Below are 21,397 nucleotides of genomic sequence, written 5' to 3'. Positions count from 1 at the left end.
ATAATCTCCGAAAATTCGAGCCTGCATCACGGTGCAGGGCTTGTTAAAACGTTCTCAACCAGTCGCAACTGGATGTTTCTCAAACTGTTGACTTCTATATTGGCCCCGCTGGCTGTTTTTCAACCCTGACGGTGAGTTTTTTTCAAACTCCTTCCGCCAGACAACCCCTCAAACAGGCCGCAGCCTGCGGATCGCGGGCAGCCGCGACCTTACTTGGCCACCACCACCATCGCCGGACGCACCAGACGACCGTGCAGGGTGTAACCCTTCTGGAACACATTGATCACGGTATTGGGCTCGGCATCCGGGCTCTCTACCATGGTCATTGCCTGATGCAGTTGCGGATCGAACGGCTCACCCACCGGGTTCAAAGCCTCAATCTTGTGCTTGGTCAGGGTGTCCTGGAAGGATTTCAGCGTCAGCTCGACACCTTCAATCACCGGCTTCAATGCCTCATCGTCAACATTCATGGCGTCCAGCGCACGCTCCAGATTATCAATCACCGGCAACAGATCGTTGACCAGCTTTTCCTGTCCGAACTTGTGGGCTTTTTCCACATCCTGTTCGGCACGGCGACGAGCGTTCTGAGCTTCCGCCTGAGCGCGCAGCTCCTGCTCTTTGGCGTCGGCCAGCTGCTGGGTCAGGCTCTCGATCTCAGCCTGAACGGCATCGACCGTTGGCGCATCTTCAGCGCTCGCTTCGGCGACCTGCTCTTCTGCTTTTTTCTCAGCAGCCGCTGCGGCTGCCTCTTCCACTTCGGGTGTAGTCTGCTGTTCGTCTGACACACTGAACTCCGTATACCAAGATAATTCATGGGGTTATTCATAAGACCTGCTGCCAATATGGGGCCGCCCAAACATCTTTCAAGGGCTCTGTTGTCAGGATTTATCAGAACACACCTGGGGATTTGCCTGAACCACAAAACTACTGTACAAATACACATGGTTATTTTATAAATTAACGGAATTATCACAGCCCACTGCCAGTTGGCCGGGCCATAGCCCGCCAGGCCTCTCTGCTTCAGGAGCACAACCATGCTGACCCACCTCAGCGTTCAGAACTTTACGCTTGTGGATGCCCTCGAGTTGGAACTCAACCGGGGTATGACCGCCATTACCGGGGAAACCGGTGCCGGCAAGTCCATTCTGCTGGACGCACTGGGGCTTGCCCTCGGTGATCGCGCCGACCCGGACCGGGTCAGAAACGGCCGTCAGCGTGCCGACATCTGCGCCACCTTTGATGTGTCAGCCATCCCCCGAGCCCGTCAATGGCTGGATAATCACGACCTCGACAGCGACAGTGACTGCCTGCTGCGCCGGGTGGTGACCCGTGAGGGACGCTCCAGAGGCTACATCAATGGCCAGCCCGTGCCCCTCGGCCAGCTGAAAGAACTGGGCGAAATGCTCATCGACATCCACAGCCAGCACGCGCACCAATCTCTATTAAAGAAAGACACCCACCGCCGCCTGCTGGACGACTACGCCAACCATCAGGAGCTCGCGCGTCAGTGCAAAACCCTGTATCGGGACTGGCAGGATGCACAAAAGCATTTTGAGGAGTGGCGAGACAACGCCGAAGAGATTACCGCCCGCACCCAACTGTTGCGCTATCAGGTGCAGGAACTGGATGCCCTGGCACTGGAAGACAACGAGCTGGAAGCCATGGAGGCCGAACAGCGCCAGCTTGCCAGCGCCGACACCCTGCTGCAAAACAGCCAGCTGGCGGCACAAATCTGTGACGACGAAGAAGGCGGCCTGCTCACCACGCTGGGCAAAGCCCTGCACTTGCTGCAGGATCTGAACGACAAGCCCAAAGCCCTCGCCAGCGCCGAAGAGCTGCTGTTCAGTGCGCAAATTCAGATTCAGGAAGCCCACAGCGAGATCAACCACCACATCGACAGCTTTGAAATGGACCCCGAGCGCCTGACCTTTATCGAAGAGCGCCTGTCCAGCTGCTACGACATTGCCCGCAAACACCGGATTTCGCCCACCGAGCTGCAATCCCTGCATGAAGAGCTGGCCGGCGAGCTGGAACAACTGGATGGCAGCGAAGGACAACTGGACGAGCTGGAAGCCAGAGCCAATGCCTGCCAGTCTGCCTATATCGCCTGCGCCGAAAAGCTGTCAGCGCAACGGCACAAGGCTGCCAAACAACTGCAGAAAGCCATTAATCAGCAACTGCGCGCACTGGCCATGCAAAACGCACAACTGGCCATCCAACTGCACAGCGGCTCTGAACACGCCAGCCCCCACGGACTGGACGACATCGAGTTTCTGATCAGCACCAATCCGGGACAAAGCCCCAAAGCGCTGGCCAAAGTGGCCTCCGGCGGTGAACTGTCCCGTGTCAGCCTTGCGATTCAGGTGGTCACCGCAAGGAGCTCAACCACCCCCACCCTGGTGTTTGACGAAGTGGATGTGGGCATCGGTGGCGCCACTGCGGATGTGGTGGGCGACCTGCTGCGGCAGCTGGGCAGTCAGGGTCAGGTGTTGTGCGTGACTCACTTGCCGCAGGTGGCGAGCAAAGGACATCAACATTTACAGGTGCACAAGGAAACGGACAAAACTTCTGCCCAGACAGCGCTGATTCAACTCAACGGCGATGACAAGATTATGGAGATTGCGCGCATGATGGGCGGGGCGCAGATGACAAAACAAACCATCGCCCACGCGCGGGAAATGCTGGAGATGGCCGACTGAGTTTACTCAACCCAGCCCCGGCCTGAATCACTTCTGAACAATCAGGCCTCGGCCGACTTGTCTGCCGGCTCGCTGCGCAGTTGCTCGTACTGATCCGGATCGACAAACATCAACTTGAAAATGATGTCTTCTTTTTTACCCGGCTCGATGCAAACCACCAGCACATTGAACTGGTCATCCACTTTCACGACACCCGGCTGGTGCACCAGCGTACCGCCGGTTTCCTGATTGGTGAGAATGTTGAGATCTTTCTTGGCTTTCAGCGTTTGTCCGATCCGACTCAGCATTGCTTTTAGTGCAGCTTCGAATACCGGAAAACCAAAGCCGGCGCCTTTGAACTCGGAGTAATCCAGCTCCAGCGACATGGGCACTTCCAACTGATCCTTCACTTCCCCTTCGGCATTTTTGTTGGTCAGTGTCAGGGCTCCCAGCGGGATGCGCTTGCCGTTTTTCAGGTCTTTCAGCAGCGCCTTGGCTTTATCGGCAGGCTGCTTGATAAACGCCTGATGCATGATGCCACAGCCGAGATCCAGAACCTGAACCATGTTGAGATTAAACTTTTTGGGAGATTGAGCGTCGCTCATAAGAAGAAGTGCCTCTGTAATACAAAAACATCTGTACGAAATCACTGGGCCGAATCGTACGTCTTGATTTTAATACCGCGCTATCAGCAGTACATTTGTTATTAAAATATTTGAGTTTGCCAGCCAAGCCCCTGAACTTGCTGTGCAGGACCCAACCTCACAAATAAGAGCTTACGACTTGGGCTTAACGTAAAGCACCAGGCTGTGACCGGTAATTTCGTAACCATGCTCTTCCGCGATGGCTACTTGCAGCTTTTCAATTTCGTCGTTGTGGAACTCAATCACCTTGCCAGTTTCCACACAAACCATATGGTCATGGTGATCGCCGCGATCCAGCTCAAATACCGAGTGACCGCCATCAAAGTTGTGACGCTCAACCAGCCCCGCTGTTTCGAACTGAGTCAGTACCCGATAAACCGTTGCCAGGCCCACATCTTCATCCGCTTCCATCAGTTGCTTGTAAACGTCTTCAGCACTGAGGTGACGCTGATCGGAAGCCTCAAGCATCTGTAAGATTTTGACACGAGGTAAAGTTACTTTTAAGCCTGCTTTACGCAGTTCCTGGTTTTGATCCGCCATGTTTGCCTCTAATTCTCAATGTTCTATGCCAAAATCTGAAGGGTCTGAGCCAAGTGTTTCCGGAAAATCCTGCCGGAAGTCTTCTCAGCGTCGCCAATGATCAGGTATTATCCCCGTTCACTCTACCTTGTGGAACCCCTGCTATGCAAAAACACGTACAACGCCTCTTTCTCGCCACTTCACTGCTGTTACTGGCCGGCTGCCAGTATTTTCAGTTCCCGGGCGTGTACAAAATTGATATTCAGCAAGGCAACATCGTGACCCAGGAGATGATCGATCAACTCAAGCCGGGCATGACCAAACGTCAGGTTCGCTATGTTATGGGCACCCCATTGATCGAGGACACCTTCAACCCCAACCGCTGGGATTACTATTATAGTATGGCCCCCGGCAAGGGTGAGCTGGTAAAAGAGCGCGTCAGTATCTACTTTGAAGGCGACTCCCTGTCTTACTTCAGTGGCGATTACACCCCCAGCGCCGCGGTGACTCCCGAAGCGCCTGCAGCGGAGTAACACCCACCTGATTCGGTGACGCCTTCTCCAACCCGGCGTCACCTACCCTGATTACTTGTCGCCTTCCGCCACCTCTTTTGCCTTAGCCGCTCTCTTGCGTCGCACCTCTTTCGGGTCGGACGTTAACGGCCGATAAATCTCCACCCGGTCGCCCGGCTGCAATTCATGCTCATTGGCCTTTTTCAGCCCCTTGGTCCCCAGAGCCTGGCCAAAAATACCCATTTTGGCAGTTTCATAATCAATTTCCGGAAACTCCTTCTCCAGCCCAGACCGCTTGGCCGCCTGCAGCGCGGTGGTGCCCGGCTGCACCAGCAACTCCACAATCTTCTGCTTTTTCGGCAGGGCGTAGGCCACTTCCACCGTAATCATTTCTATATCTGACATATCACTCTCCGGCACTAGCCATAAATCTGCTGAGCACGGCGACACAGACCGTCCACCAGCTCATTGGCCACCGACTCAAACCACTTGCCTGCGGCCTTGGCCACCAGGCCATTGTTAAACTCAAATTCCAGATCCAGCGACACCTTGCAGGCATTTTCCGCCAGCGCGCGAAAACTCCACAGGCCTTTCAACTGACGGAACGGCCCCTCCACCAAACGCATATCCATGGTTTCCGGTTCAACCAGGTGATTGCGAGTAGTAAAACTGTAACGCATCCCCATTTTGCTCAAATCGAGGCGCGCGGTAATCTCGGATTCGCTGCGCTCCAGCACCTCGGCACCAATACAGCCGTCCATATACTGAGGATAGGCTTCTATATCGTTCACCAGCTGGAACATTTGCTGGTCAGAATAGGCCACAAGGGCACTGCGATGTATTTGGGTCACTGGGGCTCCGTCTGCGTCGGCTATCTGTGTCGGCCATCTGTGTCGGCCATCTGTGTCGGCTAGGCCAACCTGATTAGCCGGCCGATTGTAGAGACTCGCCGTGCACTTGCCAAGAAGCCCGCCATTTTGCAAGTTTGTCCTTACTCGCACCGACGAGTCTGTCATTCCTCCCACGGCGCCCCTGCGGCACTGGAATAAACACCGCTAAAGTTGATAATATCCAGCCATACTGTTGAGGGGTGAGAGTTTATGCTCAAAGTCAGATCGACCCGACTGGAGCAGGAAACCGTGAAGACAAAACAGAACCACAACTAAAATCAAAACGACAACAAAGAGACCGGCATGGCAACGACACGGGAACAGTTTGGTTCACGATTGGGGTTTATTTTGGCAGCAGCAGGGTCTGCTGTTGGTATTGGCAATCTGGTGGGCTTTCCCGTCAATGCCGCCAAAAACGGTGGCGCAGCCTTTTTACTGCTTTACGCGATTTTTATTGTGCTGATCTGCCTACCGGTGATGATGGCGGAACTGAGTGCAGGCCGGAACAGCCGCAAGAATCCCCTGGGCGCCTACCAACACTTCTCGCAGAACAATCCCTTGTGGTCCATTGGCGGCTGGCTCGCCCTGGTCACCCCCTATATGATTGCCGTGTTCTATTCCGTGATTACCCTGTGGGTGCTGGGCTACCTGTTTGCCATCATCGGCGGCGATCTGGAAGCCCTCACCAACCCCGACTATTTTGGCAATTTCATCAATAGCCCCCTTGTCTTTGTCTACCTGGCCCTGATTGCCGGACTGGTGGGTATTATTTTGCACTTCGGTGTGAAAGAAGGCATTGAGCGCGGCGCCAAGATCATGATGCCCGCGCTGTTTATCATGCTGCTGGGGCTGGTGATCTTTGTTCTCACCCGCGACAACGCCATGCTCGGGGTCAAGTACTACCTGATCCCAGACATCAGCAAAATCAATGCGCAGGTGATTAACGGCGCAATGGCACAGGCGTTTTTCTCACTGTCGCTGGGTATGGGCATCATGATCACCTACGGCTCTTATATGGACCGGGAAAACAGCATTCCCGGCTCGGCCAAGATGGTCGCACTGGCCGATACCGGTGTCGCCTTTACCGCCGGTCTTCTGGTGCTGCCGGCCATCTTTTCGTTTAATCCGGACACCAATCCCGCCGACCTGTCAGACTCCTCTGTTTCTCTTATTTTCACCTTCCTGCCCAAAATCTTCCTCGCCATGCAGGCCTCCGTAGGCTACTGGGGGGCGAGTCTTGTGGCTTCCGTGTTTTTCCTGCTGGTGTTCTTTGCCGCACTGACGTCACTGGTCTCCATTATTGAAGTCCCTGTTTCGGGCGTAATGGATCAGAAAGGCTACAGCCGCAATCGGGCGCTGGCAGCCGTGGGCCTCACCATGGTACTGATTGCCCTGGCCTGTGCCGTGTCGTTTGGCATTGTCGACTTTTTAACCCACTTTCTGTCCTACGGCGGAGGCGAACGCTCCTTCTTCGATCTCGTCTATGATGTGTTCTACGAGACCATCCTGCCGCTCAACGGCTTTATGATCTGCCTGCTGGTGATCTATCGCTGGAAAAAAGCCGGTATGAGCGAAGAACTGGAACACGGTGCCCCCGACTTCAAAGGCTCGCTGCTGGAGCGCTACTCCAACTTCGCACTCAGCACCTTTGTCCCCGTGATCCTGCTGTTCGTCTTTATTAACACCGTCTTAAACAAGTTCTTTGAAATGAGCCTGATCTAAGGCGGTCCTTCTCTCCTCCGCTCCCCCGGGCGGAGGAATTAATGCTGTTACCCGGACAACCTAATCGATATAATCCGCCGCCATGGCCAAGAAGAAATCCAAAAAGCCCTCCGGCAATACCATCGCACTGAACAAAAAAGCGCGCTTCGACTTCCATTTATCGGACAAGTACGAGGCGGGCATCGCCCTGCAGGGGTGGGAAGTGAAGAGTTTGCGGGAAGGCAAAGTACAAATTGTCGACAGTCACGTGTTCTTCAAGAACGGCGAGGCCTGGCTGCTTAACGCCCAGATTTCCCCGCTGAACACCGTATCGACCCACTTCGTCGTCGAGCCGACCCGCCAGCGTAAATTACTGCTGAACCGCAAGGAAATCGCCAAGCTGCAACAGGCCGTAGAACAAAAAGACTACACCTGTGTCGCCACCGCACTCTACTGGAAAGGCCATCTGGTGAAGTGTGAAATTGCCCTGGCGAAGGGCAAGAAAATGCACGACAAACGCGAAACCGAGAAACAGCGGGACTGGGCACGCGAGAAACAGCGCCTGTTTCAAAAGCCCGCCTAAGTTAAATACCTCTAAAAAAGCCGGCATCCGCCGGCTTTTTTGTCTCACAGAGCTTTTAGATGCCAATGCGCTCAGCTCCGGCACTTCTTACGTTACTGCAAGATCACCCGCACCGCGACCAACACCAGCAGCACGCCAAACACCCTTTGCAAAGCTTCTGCGTTTTGCTTTAGCTTCGCCATCACTTTGGGATGTGACACCATCATCACCACCGCCAGATACCAGAGCGCATCCACCGAAGCCGACACCCCGGCCATGCCCAGCTTCTGCATCATGGGTGTTTCCAGCGTGACAAACTGGGTGTAAACCGCAAGAAAGAAAATCGCCAGCTTGGGGTTCAGAAACGCCGTCAGAAAACCCGTCACCACGCCCTGCCGTGACGACACAGTGTGCCCAGCTTCGGCCTCTCCAAACGCCATCGGCGAACGAAAAGACTGATAAGCCAGAAACAGCAGGAAAAGCGCCCCCAACCAGCGCAGGCCATCAAACAACCACGGCGTCTGCTGCACGACGACCGCCAAGCCCAGCGCCGCCAGCAGCGCATAGACGCCGACACCGACACCGTGCGCCACAGCAGCAATCATGCCCTGATTACGCCCGCCCTTTAACGTCTGCTCAATCATCACCGCCAGACTGGGGCCAGGACTGGCCGCACCGAGAAAACACAAACCGGCTAAAGTTAGCCATTCAATATACGTCATGAATCGACCTTACTTCTTTAATTCTGGAGCCCAACGGGCAAATACAAAAAAGGGCGCGAATGCGCCCTTTTACTCAGACGAGACAAGCAGCACTTAGAAATTCAGCGACGCCCGTACATAGTACTCACGACCAGCGATTGAGAACGGGAAGGTGGTCCAACCGTACTCAAAGCCCAGCGCAGGGAAGTCACCACCTTCTGAACCCCACTTGTCAGGGTAGGTATCAAAGAGGTTAAGAATACCCGCTGACAACTGAATAGACTCGGTAACGTTCCACACACCGGTCAAATCCACAAGCGTTTTGGCACTCCAGGTATTCTTCTCTGTGCCGTAGCTGGCGGTAGTTACCTCACCATAATAGGTCGCGCGAGAAGTCAGACTCCAGGATTCCGCATTGTAGGTGGCTCCCAAAGTGGCTCTCTTACCCGGCTGCCCATCAGTAACCAGCAACTGATTACTTTCACTGAAGACAGTGTCATTAGAGACAATCGGAGAAGAGGTATTCACTTCTTCAATAGTAGTGTTGTTCATATGCAACGTGGCTTCAAACACCATGTTGTCACCACTATTGAGCGCCCAGTCCCATTGGTTCACCCAGTCCATACCAACAGTTTTGGTATCGGCCGCATTGGTGAAGATGGATACGTTCGCCACACCATCCAGCGCCTGACCTGCTCCGCCATTGGCCGCAAAGATGATATCAATCGGATTGGTTGCATCACCCGTCGGAGAGATATTGCTTGAGTAAACAATGCGATCTTCAATATCGATTTGATACAGATCCAGCGTACTGGTCCAGAAATCGCCGGTGTAAACCAAACCGAAGCTGTAGCTCTCGGAAGTCTCTTCTTTCAGATCACTGAAACCAAAGTCGTTGGCCAGCTCACTGTCGGGACGAATGGTCACCAGATCGGCCAGCTGACCATTGCTGATGGAGATACTGCGCTGCGAGAAATACTGCTGCTGTACACCCGGAGCACGGAAGCCCGTGGAGAAGGCGGCACGCACGGCCAGCGTTTCTGTCAGCTGATAACGACCGGACAACTTGAAGTTGGTGGTATCGCCAAAGTCAGAGTAATCCTCATAACGAACTGCACCACCCACATCCAGACGATCAGTCAGAGACATTTCCAGATCAGCGTACAAGGCGTAGCTGTCGCGATCGGTGTCGATTTCCAGAGCAGGAGAATACCCCTGAAAACCCTGCATGCCGGGTACAGTAGTGCCGTTTACCAAACCACTGCTGCCGGTATACTCACAAGTGGCAGGATTTTTTGCCGGATCAGTGGAGTTCACAAAGTTTTCATCACACAACTGAGAACCACGGGCATAGGAAACTTCATCACCGGCTTCCTGTTTGAAGCCATCTTCACGCCACTCGGCACCCAATGCCAGAGAAGAATCGACAGCAAACGGCAGATCGATACTGCGACGACCATCGACATTGAAGGTCAACTGGTCAGTAACCAGCGCCCCATCATAGGCAGAGGTAGGACTGCTTGGACCGTAACTGGCGTTCAGGGACTCGGTGTTGCGGAACTCAAAACGGTTCTCGCCCCAGGCCAAACTGGCATCGGCGTCCCACTCACCTAAGGTAATGCGGTAACCCAGCGCAAAGGACTTGTCTTCAGTCTCGGTACCCAGACCCGGCGTAATACCGTTCGGATACAGTGAAGACCAGACACGGCCATCGTTAGGCCCGCGGTAAAAACCCAGCGATTCACCTTCTTTCTTGGTGTAACCACCAAACGCATACAGCTCGCCGGAACCGATGGGCAGAGCCGCGTTCAACCACAACGAATCGCTGGAGACATCACTTTCACCCACCAGCACCAGCTGGTCGGTAATCGGGCTTGCACCGCCCCAGTTGGACTCGGCAGCACGGTTCATTGGATCCTGATCCAGATACTCGTAGGTCAGATTCAGATGACCGCCATTATCGAACTCAAAGCCGTAGGTAATACCCGCTTTCACGGTATCGCCATCGTTTTCAGACGTTGTGCGGTATTGTGTCCAGGCATTGCCACCCGGAGAGCTTTTCAAAACGATGTTGATCACACCGGCAATTGCATCGGAACCGTACTGAGCCGCAGCGCCGTCACGCAACACTTCAACACGGGCAATGGCTGTCAGAGGGATAGAGCTCAGATCGGTACCGGCAGAACCACGGCCAACGTTTTCCTGTACCGCCACCAGAGCCTGTTGATGACGGCGCTTGCCGTTCACCAGCACCAGCACCTGATCCGGCGCCATGCTTCTGAGGGTTGCCGGACGCATCAGATCCTGACCATCCGACGTGGTGGTGTTGTTCATATTGAAAGAAGGTGCCAGCTTGCGCAGCATGTCAGCAGTATCCACTGCACCGGAATTTTGAATGGCCTCTTCCGAGATCACATCCACCGGCACCAGACTTTCCGTGGCCGTACGTCCCGCCATACGGGTACCCAGAGTGATGACCTCTTCAATCATTTCTGAAGGGTTGGCCGGTGCAATCTCTGACTGTGCTTGTACCCCTACACTCACAATGGCTCCAATACAGGCCGGCAGCAAAGCGCGCACGAATGGCGACGTTTTTTCTTTTCTCTGCAGATCAGACATTAATGTCTCCTCAAAAGTATTTATGCCCCGTTCGGACAGGGCTTATATTTTTTATAACCACCGCTGTATATATAGCTCATATTGGCTACTTTTCACTCTGCACCAATAACAGGCAAAGTGTTCATGGTATTTTGGCAGCATAAAACCGGCGCATTAGACCTCTTTCAAACACTTGTTTCAACAACTTAAGCTGACTGGCCAGTCCAGACCTAAGCCAGACGTGACGCAGCCCCCAGAAAGCCGCCTATTTGGGATAAAACTTGAACCCACATCCCCTCTGCACGCACAATACCCGATTACCAGTGCTCCCACCCCAGCTCAGCGAGCGGACAGGATCGCTCCCAACAAGAACAAATTCAGAGCTTCGGCAGAAACAAACAGAGCTTCGGTATGGCATCCAGAGAACAGTTTTCATCCAAATTCGGCTTTATTATGGCGGCGGCGGGCTCCGCCATTGGCCTGGGGAACATCTGGGGCTTTCCCACCCAGACCGCCAGCAACGGCGGTGCCGCTTTTGTGGTGGTGTACTTTATGATGGCCTTCGCCCTCGCCTACCCCGCCCTGATGGCCGAACTGATCATTGGCCGCCACTCCAAATCCAACATCCTCACCGCCCTGCGCGGCATCGCACCCAATCAGGCCTCCCGTATTCTGGGCACCGGCGTCGGCATTTACGGCGTGATCATTGCCAGCCTGATTCTGAGTTTTTATGGCATCGTCGCCGGCTGGATGCTCTGCTACCTGGCCGAATCCGTCACCAGCCTGCTGGGCTGGGACAGTGCCAGCCAGTGGCTGGTGAGCTTTGGCAACGAACGCAACATCATCAGCATGGGCATCTTCATGCTGCTGACCATGTACATCATCGCCAACGGCATTTCCGGCGGGATTGAGAAGTGGTCCACCCGCCTGATGCCCATGTTGATGGTGATTCTGGCGGGCCTGATCATCTACGTGATGACCCAGCCCGGCGCCGGCGAAGGCCTGCGCGTCTATCTGCTGCCGGACTTCAGCCAGCTCAAGCCAAGCCTGTTTGTCGACGCCATGGGACAAGCCTTCTTCTCCCTGTCGCTGGGTGTTGGCACCATGCTGGTGTACGGTTCTTATTTAAGTAACAAAGAGAGCCTGCCGCGACTGGGTGTGATGGTGACGCTGGTGGACTCGGGCACCGCCTTTGTCGCCGGCCTGCTGATCATCCCGGCGATTTACGTCGCCAAACAATACGGCGCCAACATCTTTACCGAAGCCGGCGACCTGATCGCCGGGCCCGACCTGATCTTTCAGGTACTGCCCACCCTGTTTGAATCCATGGGCGCCATCGGCATGTGGGTGGCTCTGGCCTTCTTTATCCTGATGTCCATTGCCTCGCTGACCTCCTCCATATCCATGCTGGAAGTCCCCGTTTCCCTCGCCGTGGAAGAAACCTCCTTCAGCCGCCGCCAGGCCACGCTGGTCATTGGCACCCTGATCTTTGGCTGCTCCACCGTGATCCTGTTTAACTTTGGCACCCTGTTCGACTTCGTCATCAACCTCACCACCGTCTACAGCCAGCCCCTGCTGGGCCTGATGCTGTGTGTGTTTGCCGGCTGGATCTGGCATCGTGACAACCTGCTGCAGGAAATCAAGGCCGGCCACCCGGAAATCGAAGGCACCTTCTTCTGGAAAGTCTGGCCCAACTACGTCAAATTCGTCTGCCCGCTGCTGGTACTGACCACCCTGATCCAGAGCATCGGTGGTTAAAACCGGCGGCTAACATTAGTGGCAGCATCAACGGTCAAAAAGTGATCGCCTTCTGACATTGATGCGTATATTCAGGGTGAACCCAACCCTGAGGTGGCATCATGAACAAGGTAATGTTGCACGATCTGCGCAGCGGGGAACCGCTGCACGTCATCATCGACTCCTACGAAGGCGGCATCTATCAGGCCTTTCACTGTGAAGGCGACACAGAACGCCTGATCTGGCTGGACGACGACACCCCGCTGAAAACCCGCAGCTTGATTGAAATGCGCGATCAGCTGGACCCACTCAAGCCCGCAGCCATGTTCCTGCGTCAACAAAGCGCCTACGATGAAATGGTCGGCCTGCCTGCCCGCGCTGCGGACAACACCCTGATGGTACCCATCTTTCCCGAGCACCTGCCCGCAGCCGACACAAGACCACCGGCCCCTTGAAAGCGGAACCCATCGCCCCCATTAATGGTCTTAAGGTTAAGGTAAACCTGTCTTCTTGGATGGAATTTGCCTATAATGCCGAACTTCTAAGGGGCCGATTTGGATTCGACGTCGGTAACAAAACCTTAGGTGCATGTCGTGAGGGTAGCGAATCACGTAAATCCAAAGCTGCACATTATTAGTTGCCAACGATGACAACTACGGTGCTGCACTGGCTGCGTAAGTAGCCTTTTGTAACACCATCTAGTGGTTCGCCGCTAGCGGTCTTTAGCAAGGTGCCTGTACCGCGCTACTGACTGTCATATAGAACAGGATCGCAGTGAAGCCTGCCTGGGGTGGATCAGCTAAACTTTTATCAGGATCGCTTGTTACGTCTTGGCCACTGGGCTGTAATGAGTTAAATCAAATAGTGGAACTAAGCATGTAGACCCTAAGGCAGAGTGCTTGCGGACGGGGGTTCAACTCCCCCCGGCTCCACCAATTGAAGAAGGTGAACTGATCTCAGTTCACCTTTTTTTATGCCTGCGCCCCGCGCTACAGGCCTTACGTGGCAAGGGTTTACGGACTTCGCCCTCTTCTTAATCTCAGACTATCCAAGGCGAATATTCTCTAAATTGCCGAATACTCTCTGCGCCTCTCCCATTTACTTAGTGCCGAAGTCCATGACCAGAGAAAACACAGCCCTTTAAAATCAATAGGTTATCGACGGACTTGGAGAAAGGTTTGTTTGCAGTATTGGTAGGAGTGGGGACAACCTACCAAAACAGCGAGTGAAAAATAATATGAAAATCAGAGTCCGTGACTTCTCGATGACGAATATGCTTATATGTGTTAACTGAATCAGCTTAAGGTCTCTTATTCAGCCAAAAACAAATATTCTAGTGCGTCATTATTGTTATTGTTTACTTTGTGACCTTGAGTCCCTGCTGAGTATTTATAGTCAATTTCTTTCAGTGTCACTTTTTTTCCAACGTTTTCAAGCATTGCAGTTAGCTCTTCCTTTGTTGGCAAGCTATTTGAAGAGTAGGATATTAAGAATGTAGAGTTCTTATATTTATTAAATAGCACCTCAAAAGCTTCATATGTGCCAGGCTTTGTATTAAATGGCGAAGAATACGTTTTAAACTTCTTTGTTTTTGTGTGCTCCTGAAGTTCGATACCCTCCCAGTTACGGCACAAACCTTCAATAAAATGATACCGCCTAACATAATCATTGTCAGAGTGTTTGGAGAAGTAGGGAGGGTCTAAATAAACAATGTCTGGAGACTCGACATTTAGATCAAGTGCCGACATATTGTATGCCTTGTTTTTTCGATCGTTGTTGAATACAGCTTTATTAAAATCATCAACAGAAAAAAGAAAGTGTTCCCTTAAAGAGAAAGATAAGTCTTTGCGGCCATCATCATATTTGAAGCCTACATACGTAAATATACCTCTAGGTCTGCGTTTTAAACAAGCACGAGACAACGCTGATCTGGCTAGAGCTTTCTTATATTTACAGTCTAAAAGCTCAATGTTTGCCAGAGTGTTGTCTAGAAATTTGTTGTCTTCATCGTAGAAATATATATCTTTAAATGTAGTTTGAACAAACTTTCCTGCTTTCCTGTTTTTGGAAAGTAGGAAGTCAATATCATTGGCTTCGAGTTTGACTGAATTGTTTTCTACCAGAGCAGTGGTTACTGAAGAAGAGTATGAAAGGAAGTCGTTAGAGATAACTTCAAATCCAAGCTTTTTAAGGTGGTAGCTTACAACTCCACTTCCGCTAAAGGCATCTAAAACAGTAGAGCCATTTTGTTTGCTTAAAATCTCAGAAATATATGGAAGCAGAGATGTTTTGCTTCCCATGTACCGTGTAGAAGGAAAGGATGGTTCTTGCACTCTTTTAGGATGAACTAAAATTTCATCTACTTTTCCTCGCTTACTACCGTCTTTATTTATAAACCTGCTTGCCTGGACTGTTTCAACCTTAAACTCTGAATACAGTCTGTAAGATAGTTCTGATGAAGAATTGGAAAGCAGTGCGTTTGCACCGCTTTCGACTAATTCTGAATACAAATATGAAAGGTCAAGCTGGGAACCAATTCTAAATTTCCCCTCCGCATATCGATCAAAATCCGAATATTCAGATACTGGAATATATGGAGGGTCAAGATAAATGAAGCTATTAGGTGTGCTATGTGCTTTAAGGAACTCCCGATAATCCATTGAAAACAGTTCGGTATTTTCTAGGGCTTTTGAACAAGCTCGCAGGTTCGAATCGTCAAGGATTTTAGGGTTTTTATAGTTTCCCATTGGAACATTAAATTGCCCCTTTTGATTAACTCTATGCAATCCATTGAAGCAGGTTTTGTTTAAATAGATAAATCTAGCCGCTCGACTAACTTCCTTCATGCGGCTGACATTCATTGAGCGAATCTTGTAATAATATTCTTCGGAATGTTTCTTCTGGTGAGAGTCTAAAATAGAAATGACTTCATCGACATTATCTCTGATCTGTTTATAAGTATTTATTAGCTCTGGGTTAATGTCGTTTAGCTTTGCTTTTTTGGGCTGAAGCGTAAAAAATAATGCACCACCACCTACAAAAGGTTCAAGATATTCCTCGTAATCATCTGGTACATGGGGAAGTATGTTTGGAAGTAGCTGAGATTTACCGCCAGCCCATTTCAAGAAAGGCTTTGCCTTGTCTTCAGGGATATGCTTTTGAAGGTCATTCAAATGGTACAGTCTATATCCACTTTCGCTTCTTGCTGCCTTTAGCTTTCCAGTTTCGTCCCATCTTCTTAGGGTCTGTTTGCATACGCCCAAAATATTTGAGGCAACTTCAATCGAAAGAGCATTTCCCATATAAGAATATCCTTAGAGACTTTTAGAACCGAAAATAGAGTCAAACCTTATACATGCTAAATTACCTGAACCGAAAACCCGATGCAACCTTAAACATCGTTATTTTAATAAGAAGCAACTCTTGGCTTAAATTATGGATCAGCATTGATTTGTATAGTATTTTGACCATATACATATAATAGAGGTTATTTTTGTGGCTATAGATGAGTATTTTGAAAGCTATTCTAGAAAGGGATATAAATTTTCTGATGAAATTTTGACCAGGTATGCGCTCTCCCTTTCAACAAAACCCTTTGTAATACTTTCAGGTATCTCTGGAACAGGTAAAACAAAAATAGCACAGTTATTTGAACCTCAATTACCCAATATTGTGCCACAGCAACAAAATCAAGCTGTTCATGGTGACGGTGAAATAATTCTAAAAGTGCAAAATGGTTTAATGAAAGGTGATCGAGGAAATTTTCAATATAATCAATTAGATCATATCTTTGAGCAAGCAGAGATAGAGGATCTAAACGCAAGAATTGAAGAAATTCGTGAAAATCGCCCAGAGAGTGATGAAAATATATCTCAGCCAGTTGTGATGACGATTGAGCTGGCTGATGGGCAGAGTGCAGAAATAGGTGTTTACCTCCAGCGAGCTAGAAATCCTCTTGTAAGAATAAGAGCCAAGTCAGCGCGTGGTGCTGCTCAAGAGTTTGACTCAAGTGAGTTCTTTCAGAATAACTTCGAGGTTGGGGATATTTTGAAACTAAGAAGGGTTGGAGTTCATCGGTTTAGAGTTGACTCTATTAATGATGAGCAAGTTGTCGCTGCTAATGATGAAAATGAAGCGGTTAGGCTTTCAGAGATAAACAACAAATGTTTTATCTCGGTAAAAAGTAATTGGACTGATTCATCTGAGTTATTTGGTTACTACAATCCAATCACTGAAAAATACACAATGACTAAACTTCTAAAGTTTATTCTTGTTGCTGAAGAAAACCCTGAGATTCCTTTTTTTGTCATTTTGGATGAAATGAATTTGTCGAAGGTTGAGCATTATTTCAGTGACTTTCTAAGCTGTATGGAGAGTAGGACGGTTAACGATGATGGCAGTGTTAAACAAGAAGGGATTCACCTCTACTCTGGGAATCATTTTGTTTCTACTGATGATGATGAATATGATGAGATTCGATCAAGTTTAGAATTGCCTCTTAATCTCTATGTTACTGGAACTGTAAATGTAGATGATACAACTTATATGTTTAGCCCAAAGGTTTTGGATAGGGCAAACGTCATTGAGTTTAACGAAGTATATTTGGGAGGCATGCCCAATGGCGGAAACTTCAAGTTAACCAGTTTTCCCGATTTTACAACTTTTACAAAAGCTAGCGTTGATCAGTTTGATGGATTGGGTGATGAAGCTAAGCGTATCATTGTTGGGCTTCTTGATGTATTGAAAAAGTCTAATTTGCACTTTGGATATAGAACTATTAGCGAAGTTTCTCACTTTATTTCAAATTCCAAGGTAAATATCGCTGATAACGAAGATATTGAGCTTCAAGCTTTAGATGTTCAGATTCTTCAAAAAGTGCTTCCTAAACTCTATGGGAATTTTGCGAAGTTAAATGAACCACTAAAAGAAATTATCTATTTTCTGTCAGGTTCAGATGGGGGGATTGAGAATTTCAACATGAATCAAATCGAAGCCTTAGACTTAGACGCACTCACTTTCAGCAGGAGTCTTGAGAAGCTTATAAAGATGTATAAAACATTATCTACCCAAGGTTTTGCTAGCTTCATTGAATAACAATGTTCACCATATACTCAAGCCTGAATCCCAAAGTTGCCGTTGAAGACGATTTTATTCTGGAAAATCGGACGTATTTTATTTTGCTCGATTCCCCAGATAGTGCAGAGGTTTCTGATTTTTTTAGTAGAAGTGAGCTAAAGGCTCATTTGTCCTGGCATCATGGAAATAAGATTGCAGAACTTTGCATAAAAAACTTTATAGGAAAGATTAGGTTTTTTGATAGAGAGATCGATGTTAGGTCTGAAAAATTCGACTCGGGAATGACTGGGGCAGAACAAATAAAAGTGATTGTGGATGAGTTGGATGAATTAAGTAGGAAGATGTCATTTTCCTATAGTTCTGCTTTATATAATCACGCCGAGAAAGATTGGGAGTCTGTGGAGAATAATCTTGTTCATCGGCTTAATTACATATATCAGATATTTTTTGAGTATGAACAGTTTGAACAAGCGGGCTATCAGCTTGAAAAGATAAAGAGAAACACTTCTTTGAAATATGAGGTTTCCGTTAGAGAGACCCCAATTTGGAAGCTTCGAAAAATATCACCTAGTACAGTAAGGCAGTTGGCTAAAGTTGGGTTCAGTGGTGGTAATGAAGCAGCATCGCATCGGGTTCATTACGAAGAGAGTGTTCTTTCTTCTAATACTCTTGAAAACCAGTTTGTGAAGTTTTTCTACGAATACTGCCAACAAATATGTTTGAGTGTATTAAATATAAAAAAGTTGCCTGATGCGGTAGTGGAACGCGCTAATTCTCTTTTGTTAACCATCAGGCGGATATTGTCAGATTCGTTTTTTATAGATATTGATAGCCCTTCAAGGATTTCTACGAATTCAACTGTTCTTTCTTCTCGTGATGGCTATAACAATCTATTGAAGTATTTTACGAACTCATTGTTTTCTGTTCGTCATATTTTCGAGGAATTTGAGAATGAGCTTAAAGTAGACCTTGTTGATATTGCGACTCTTTATGAGATGTGGTGTTTTTATAAAGTCTCCTATCAAATATTGGGCGAGCAAGTTTTTGTTTCAGAAAAAACCTCCAAGATTAAGGAGGATACAATAAAGTACAGTACGACATTTGAAAATGATAATTTTGCCGTTAGTTATAACAGGTCATTTTCTATTTCTGGTGGTGGAAGTTATTCAACTACTTTGCGCCCAGACATTACTGTTCAGAATAAGGCTACGGGAGTCTTTTTTCATTTCGATGCTAAATATCGGATTAATTCCTATATTGGTAGTGATGATTTGGAATATAAAACATTTAAGAACGATGATGTAAATAAAATGCACGCATACCTAGATGCTATTTATGATTCTGACAGTGCTATTGTTTTATATCCAGGAAACAAATTTAAGTTCTTTGTTAATTCAAAGCCATCACAGGTTGTGGAAGAGGTTGAAAGTGAATTTGATTTAACAGGGGTTGGAGCTCTACCACTTATTCCTGGAGCAGATAATACTTCTTTTAGTCGGTTTTTGTTGAATCGATTTAGTTAGCAGTAATAGTCTGTAAAATTTTATCTACAACCTACGCTTGTAACCGATAAAGTATCGATTCAGCACTCCTCCGTTTGCGGAGGCCGTTTAGCTTACGCCCACCAGCCCACACCCAGCGCATTAGCTGCTCCGGTACCTCGGAATGAGCTTGGCGATTGACCTTTCTTCGAAGAGTAGATCGTTGAAAAGCCCCTGATCCAAGGTTGAAGGTAAATGAAACCAACGCATCAAACTGGCCATCAGTTAGTGGGACATTCACCAAACGTAAAACCGCCCGCTCTGCTGACTCAACGTCTTTACGCAATAGTTCCTCGGCATCAGTCTCAGTGATTTCGGTAAAAGACTCGCCCGAACGGACCAAGTGTCCATAGCCGATGGTTGGGTAACCGGCGGGGCAGATATAAACTGACGAGCTAAAACCTTCGAATCGCTTGATCAAGTCGATGCCATCTTGGGTAATGTGGCGCATATTACTGCCCCCTAGATTTTGCCAAAGCACGCTGACCAAACCAAAAACTCATCACAGCAGCAAACAGTGCTTGCGTTTCTGGATCCCATATTTGTGGCAAAGCCACAACAAACTCCATACCCTGATCAACCACCAGCACATAAAGCGCACTGACTTTTACAGTGGTAAACAGCAGGAAGAAAGCGTAAGTGATTACCGGGCGCACAGAAGCTCGAAGCCCATCCACCCACCTTACTCCGGAAGGCTGACTGTCGTGTTTGAGCAAAGCGAGGCTTTCGTTGATATCCGCATTGACGGTAATTTCTTCAAGCCTCTGATTATGGCCGAGGCGTATCTGCTCCATCTGTCGATCGAGAATTTGTAGCTCGTGTTTTCTGTCTTGTTTGTCTTGCCAGATTTTCAGCAAGTCAGGAAAAGCGCTTGAAATAAAGCCAAGTAGACTACCTAACAATGTGAGCATATTATTGTCCTCCGAACAGTTTCAATTTGATGGCGGCACCTAGCAGTAATGTGGCTAGAATGCCAGTGGTGGCGACTTTGATTACCGTTTGCCATGCGGTTCGCCTAGCATCTCGCCAGGCTTCCAATAGGTCCCTAAGCTCTCGAATATCACGTGCGGCATGACCGTTTTCTAAACCCAGATGTGCCAATACTCGTTCAGCTCCTCGCTCGGCAGCGTTATTCAAAAGGCTCTCAAATTCGTCTTTTGGCATGACGACCATGCCGTTCTCTTTTTCTTTGGCAGGCGCCATTTATGCTCTCCTAAAACAACAAAACCGCCTCAGGGGCGGTTTCAACAATCAAGAATATTCAATCAGTTATTGGGGACTTCAGCATCACACCGTGTTTGCAGTCCGCTCGCATCGAGCTGATGCTCAACCCGAGTAACAAGCCACTCACCGTTAACCGGGTCACGAATGTCGCCGACTCGTAGCTTGCCTTCTGCTTGAACCAATGGATTCCCAACTAGCGTTAGTGACAAGGTAGCTGTACCTCGAATCAGGCTTTTGAGCTTGGCACTAGCTGCTGCCGTTGCCTGCTGAGCATCACTGTAGGTATGACGTATGGCGAAAACAGGCTCACCATCACCGACGATGAAGCTCTGCTTTTCGGCATTATTGGCATCGTGCCAGAAGGCTTTTACCGCTGAATATTTGCCACGCTCCGCCTGAGTAAATCGATGGCGTTGTACGTGGGTAGGTAACACTTCTAAAGTCTCAATTGCTTGTCCTGTCGCTGATCGGGCTTCGCCTCTTGGTACGAAAATCAAGTTACCTGCTACGGGTTTGGCAACGGCACCGTGTTCACGAGCGAGCCGTGTTAATAGGTGCAAATCAGATTCATCGGTTTGATCTAAGTGCTCAAATGCAAACCCATCTAAGGCCTCAGCAATTTTTGGTTCTAACTCATGCTCTGCCGCAATCGTTCGCACTAAGTCACCCAAGCTGAGGTTATCCCAACTGCGTGATTTAGGCGCTTTCAATGACGCTCTCATATCGGCAGCTTTGGCTCGAATCGTCAGTGTTTGAGGTGGCCCGGCATGTTCGATCTCATCAACGGTATACACACCCATGGCGACGAGATTATCTTTGGTGTCGCCCAGCGACACGACCAATTCTGCACCATGGGCAGGCCATTCAATGATTGAATCTCGATCATCCAGCTGGATCTCCAAAGCGTCGGATTGGGTACCGGATTCATCGGTGAGTCGAAGGGATAACAAACGATCGCGAATCACCTCTGTAATATCCTGCGCATCAGCAATGATTCGAAAGTCAGGCCGCACA

The 21,397-nt window shown here is 49.3% G+C and carries 20 protein-coding genes and 1 other RNA gene; 9 read left to right on the top strand and 12 right to left on the bottom strand.

Translation table 11 applies throughout. The annotated features are described in order from the left end of the window. Positions 1–209 precede the first annotated feature (209 nt). Positions 210–785: a nucleotide exchange factor GrpE gene (gene grpE / locus KOI40_RS05595; protein WP_216096458.1), complete on the bottom strand. Its 576-nt coding sequence runs from the start codon at positions 783–785 to the stop codon at positions 210–212. 249 nt (positions 786–1,034) lie between these two features. On the opposite strand from grpE, the gene recN reads away from it, so the two are divergent. Beyond that, positions 1,035–2,699, top strand: coding sequence for a DNA repair protein RecN (recN, locus tag KOI40_RS05590; protein ID WP_216096457.1), 1,665 nt, complete (start codon positions 1,035–1,037; stop codon positions 2,697–2,699). A gap of 41 nt (positions 2,700–2,740) precedes the next feature. On the opposite strand, the gene KOI40_RS05585 is transcribed toward recN, so the two are convergent. Together KOI40_RS05585 and fur are read right to left on the bottom strand one after the other, a co-directional pair. Next, positions 2,741–3,283 carry a hypothetical protein gene (locus tag KOI40_RS05585; RefSeq protein WP_216096456.1) on the bottom strand — a complete coding sequence of 181 codons (543 nt, stop codon included), beginning with the start codon at positions 3,281–3,283 and terminating at the stop codon, positions 2,741–2,743. 171 nt (positions 3,284–3,454) lie between these two features. Further along, positions 3,455–3,862 (bottom strand): ferric iron uptake transcriptional regulator, encoded by a 408-nt coding sequence (gene fur / locus KOI40_RS05580; RefSeq protein WP_216096455.1) that lies wholly within the window; start codon positions 3,860–3,862, stop codon positions 3,455–3,457. A 143-nt stretch (positions 3,863–4,005) separates the two neighbouring features. On the opposite strand from fur, the gene KOI40_RS05575 reads away from it, so the two are divergent. Further along, positions 4,006–4,374, top strand: coding sequence for an outer membrane protein assembly factor BamE (locus KOI40_RS05575; protein ID WP_216096454.1), 369 nt, complete (start codon positions 4,006–4,008; stop codon positions 4,372–4,374). Positions 4,375–4,425: 51 nt separating this feature from the next. Here the strand turns inward: KOI40_RS05575 and KOI40_RS05570 are convergent, their stop codons facing one another. Continuing rightward, entirely contained in the window at positions 4,426–4,758 is a 333-nt protein-coding gene (locus KOI40_RS05570; protein WP_216096453.1) for an RnfH family protein, read from the bottom strand. A gap of 14 nt (positions 4,759–4,772) precedes the next feature. After that, on the bottom strand, positions 4,773–5,204 hold the full coding sequence (locus tag KOI40_RS18590; RefSeq protein ID WP_216096452.1) for a type II toxin-antitoxin system RatA family toxin: 432 nt from the start codon (positions 5,202–5,204) through the stop codon (positions 4,773–4,775). A gap of 342 nt (positions 5,205–5,546) precedes the next feature. Between KOI40_RS18590 and KOI40_RS05560 the strand changes: the two genes are divergently transcribed. Further along, entirely contained in the window at positions 5,547–6,965 is a 1,419-nt protein-coding gene (locus KOI40_RS05560) for a sodium-dependent transporter (protein WP_216096451.1), read from the top strand. An 82-nt stretch (positions 6,966–7,047) separates the two neighbouring features. After that, positions 7,048–7,527 carry an SsrA-binding protein SmpB gene (gene smpB, locus KOI40_RS05555; protein ID WP_216096450.1) on the top strand — a complete coding sequence of 160 codons (480 nt, stop codon included), beginning with the start codon at positions 7,048–7,050 and terminating at the stop codon, positions 7,525–7,527. A 92-nt stretch (positions 7,528–7,619) separates the two neighbouring features. Here the strand turns inward: smpB and KOI40_RS05550 are convergent, their stop codons facing one another. Together KOI40_RS05550 and KOI40_RS05545 are read right to left on the bottom strand one after the other, a co-directional pair. Beyond that, the gene (locus tag KOI40_RS05550; protein WP_216096449.1) at positions 7,620–8,228 is read right to left on the bottom strand and encodes a LysE family translocator; all 609 of its coding nucleotides are present in this window, start codon (positions 8,226–8,228) and stop codon (positions 7,620–7,622) included. A 93-nt stretch (positions 8,229–8,321) separates the two neighbouring features. After that, complete coding sequence (locus KOI40_RS05545; RefSeq protein WP_233710018.1) at positions 8,322–10,826, bottom strand: TonB-dependent receptor plug domain-containing protein; 2,505 nt, start codon at positions 10,824–10,826, stop codon at positions 8,322–8,324. A gap of 390 nt (positions 10,827–11,216) precedes the next feature. Between KOI40_RS05545 and KOI40_RS05540 the strand changes: the two genes are divergently transcribed. The 3 genes from KOI40_RS05540 (at position 11,217) to ssrA (ending at position 13,477) form a co-directional block, all read left to right on the top strand. Next, complete coding sequence (locus KOI40_RS05540; protein ID WP_216096448.1) at positions 11,217–12,563, top strand: sodium-dependent transporter; 1,347 nt, start codon at positions 11,217–11,219, stop codon at positions 12,561–12,563. 101 nt (positions 12,564–12,664) lie between these two features. Continuing rightward, positions 12,665–12,997 (top strand): DUF6482 family protein, encoded by a 333-nt coding sequence (locus KOI40_RS05535; protein ID WP_216096447.1) that lies wholly within the window; start codon positions 12,665–12,667, stop codon positions 12,995–12,997. Between the two features lie 90 nt (positions 12,998–13,087). Then, positions 13,088–13,477, top strand: a transfer-messenger RNA (tmRNA) gene (ssrA, locus tag KOI40_RS05530). A gap of 375 nt (positions 13,478–13,852) precedes the next feature. Here the strand turns inward: ssrA and KOI40_RS05525 are convergent. Further along, positions 13,853–15,844 carry a Dam family site-specific DNA-(adenine-N6)-methyltransferase gene (locus KOI40_RS05525; protein ID WP_216096446.1) on the bottom strand — a complete coding sequence of 664 codons (1,992 nt, stop codon included), beginning with the start codon at positions 15,842–15,844 and terminating at the stop codon, positions 13,853–13,855. 193 nt (positions 15,845–16,037) lie between these two features. On the opposite strand from KOI40_RS05525, the gene KOI40_RS05520 reads away from it, so the two are divergent. Together KOI40_RS05520 and KOI40_RS05515 are read left to right on the top strand one after the other, a co-directional pair. Continuing rightward, positions 16,038–17,636, top strand: a complete 1,599-nt coding sequence (locus KOI40_RS05520) for an McrB family protein (RefSeq protein WP_216096445.1) — start codon at positions 16,038–16,040, stop codon at positions 17,634–17,636. A gap of 2 nt (positions 17,637–17,638) precedes the next feature. Next, on the top strand, positions 17,639–19,141 hold the full coding sequence (locus KOI40_RS05515; RefSeq protein ID WP_216096444.1) for a DUF2357 domain-containing protein: 1,503 nt from the start codon (positions 17,639–17,641) through the stop codon (positions 19,139–19,141). Positions 19,142–19,172: 31 nt separating this feature from the next. On the opposite strand, the gene KOI40_RS05510 is transcribed toward KOI40_RS05515, so the two are convergent. The 4 genes from KOI40_RS05510 to KOI40_RS05495 form a co-directional block, all read right to left on the bottom strand. Beyond that, positions 19,173–19,610, bottom strand: a complete 438-nt coding sequence (locus KOI40_RS05510; RefSeq protein ID WP_216096443.1) for a lysozyme — start codon at positions 19,608–19,610, stop codon at positions 19,173–19,175. Position 19,611: 1 nt separating this feature from the next. Next, positions 19,612–20,070 carry a hypothetical protein gene (locus tag KOI40_RS05505; RefSeq protein WP_197479624.1) on the bottom strand — a complete coding sequence of 153 codons (459 nt, stop codon included), beginning with the start codon at positions 20,068–20,070 and terminating at the stop codon, positions 19,612–19,614. Position 20,071: 1 nt separating this feature from the next. Next, positions 20,072–20,362 (bottom strand): DUF6127 family protein, encoded by a 291-nt coding sequence (locus KOI40_RS05500; protein ID WP_078462491.1) that lies wholly within the window; start codon positions 20,360–20,362, stop codon positions 20,072–20,074. Between the two features lie 62 nt (positions 20,363–20,424). Continuing rightward, positions 20,425–21,396 carry a contractile injection system protein, VgrG/Pvc8 family gene (locus tag KOI40_RS05495; RefSeq protein ID WP_216096442.1) on the bottom strand — a complete coding sequence of 324 codons (972 nt, stop codon included), beginning with the start codon at positions 21,394–21,396 and terminating at the stop codon, positions 20,425–20,427. Position 21,397 lies beyond the last annotated feature (1 nt).

This window comes from Pseudomaricurvus albidus (assembly GCF_018863235.1).
Lineage (GTDB): Bacteria > Pseudomonadota > Gammaproteobacteria > Pseudomonadales > Cellvibrionaceae > Pseudomaricurvus > Pseudomaricurvus albidus.
This window is presented reverse-complemented; position numbering and strand designations above follow the sequence as displayed.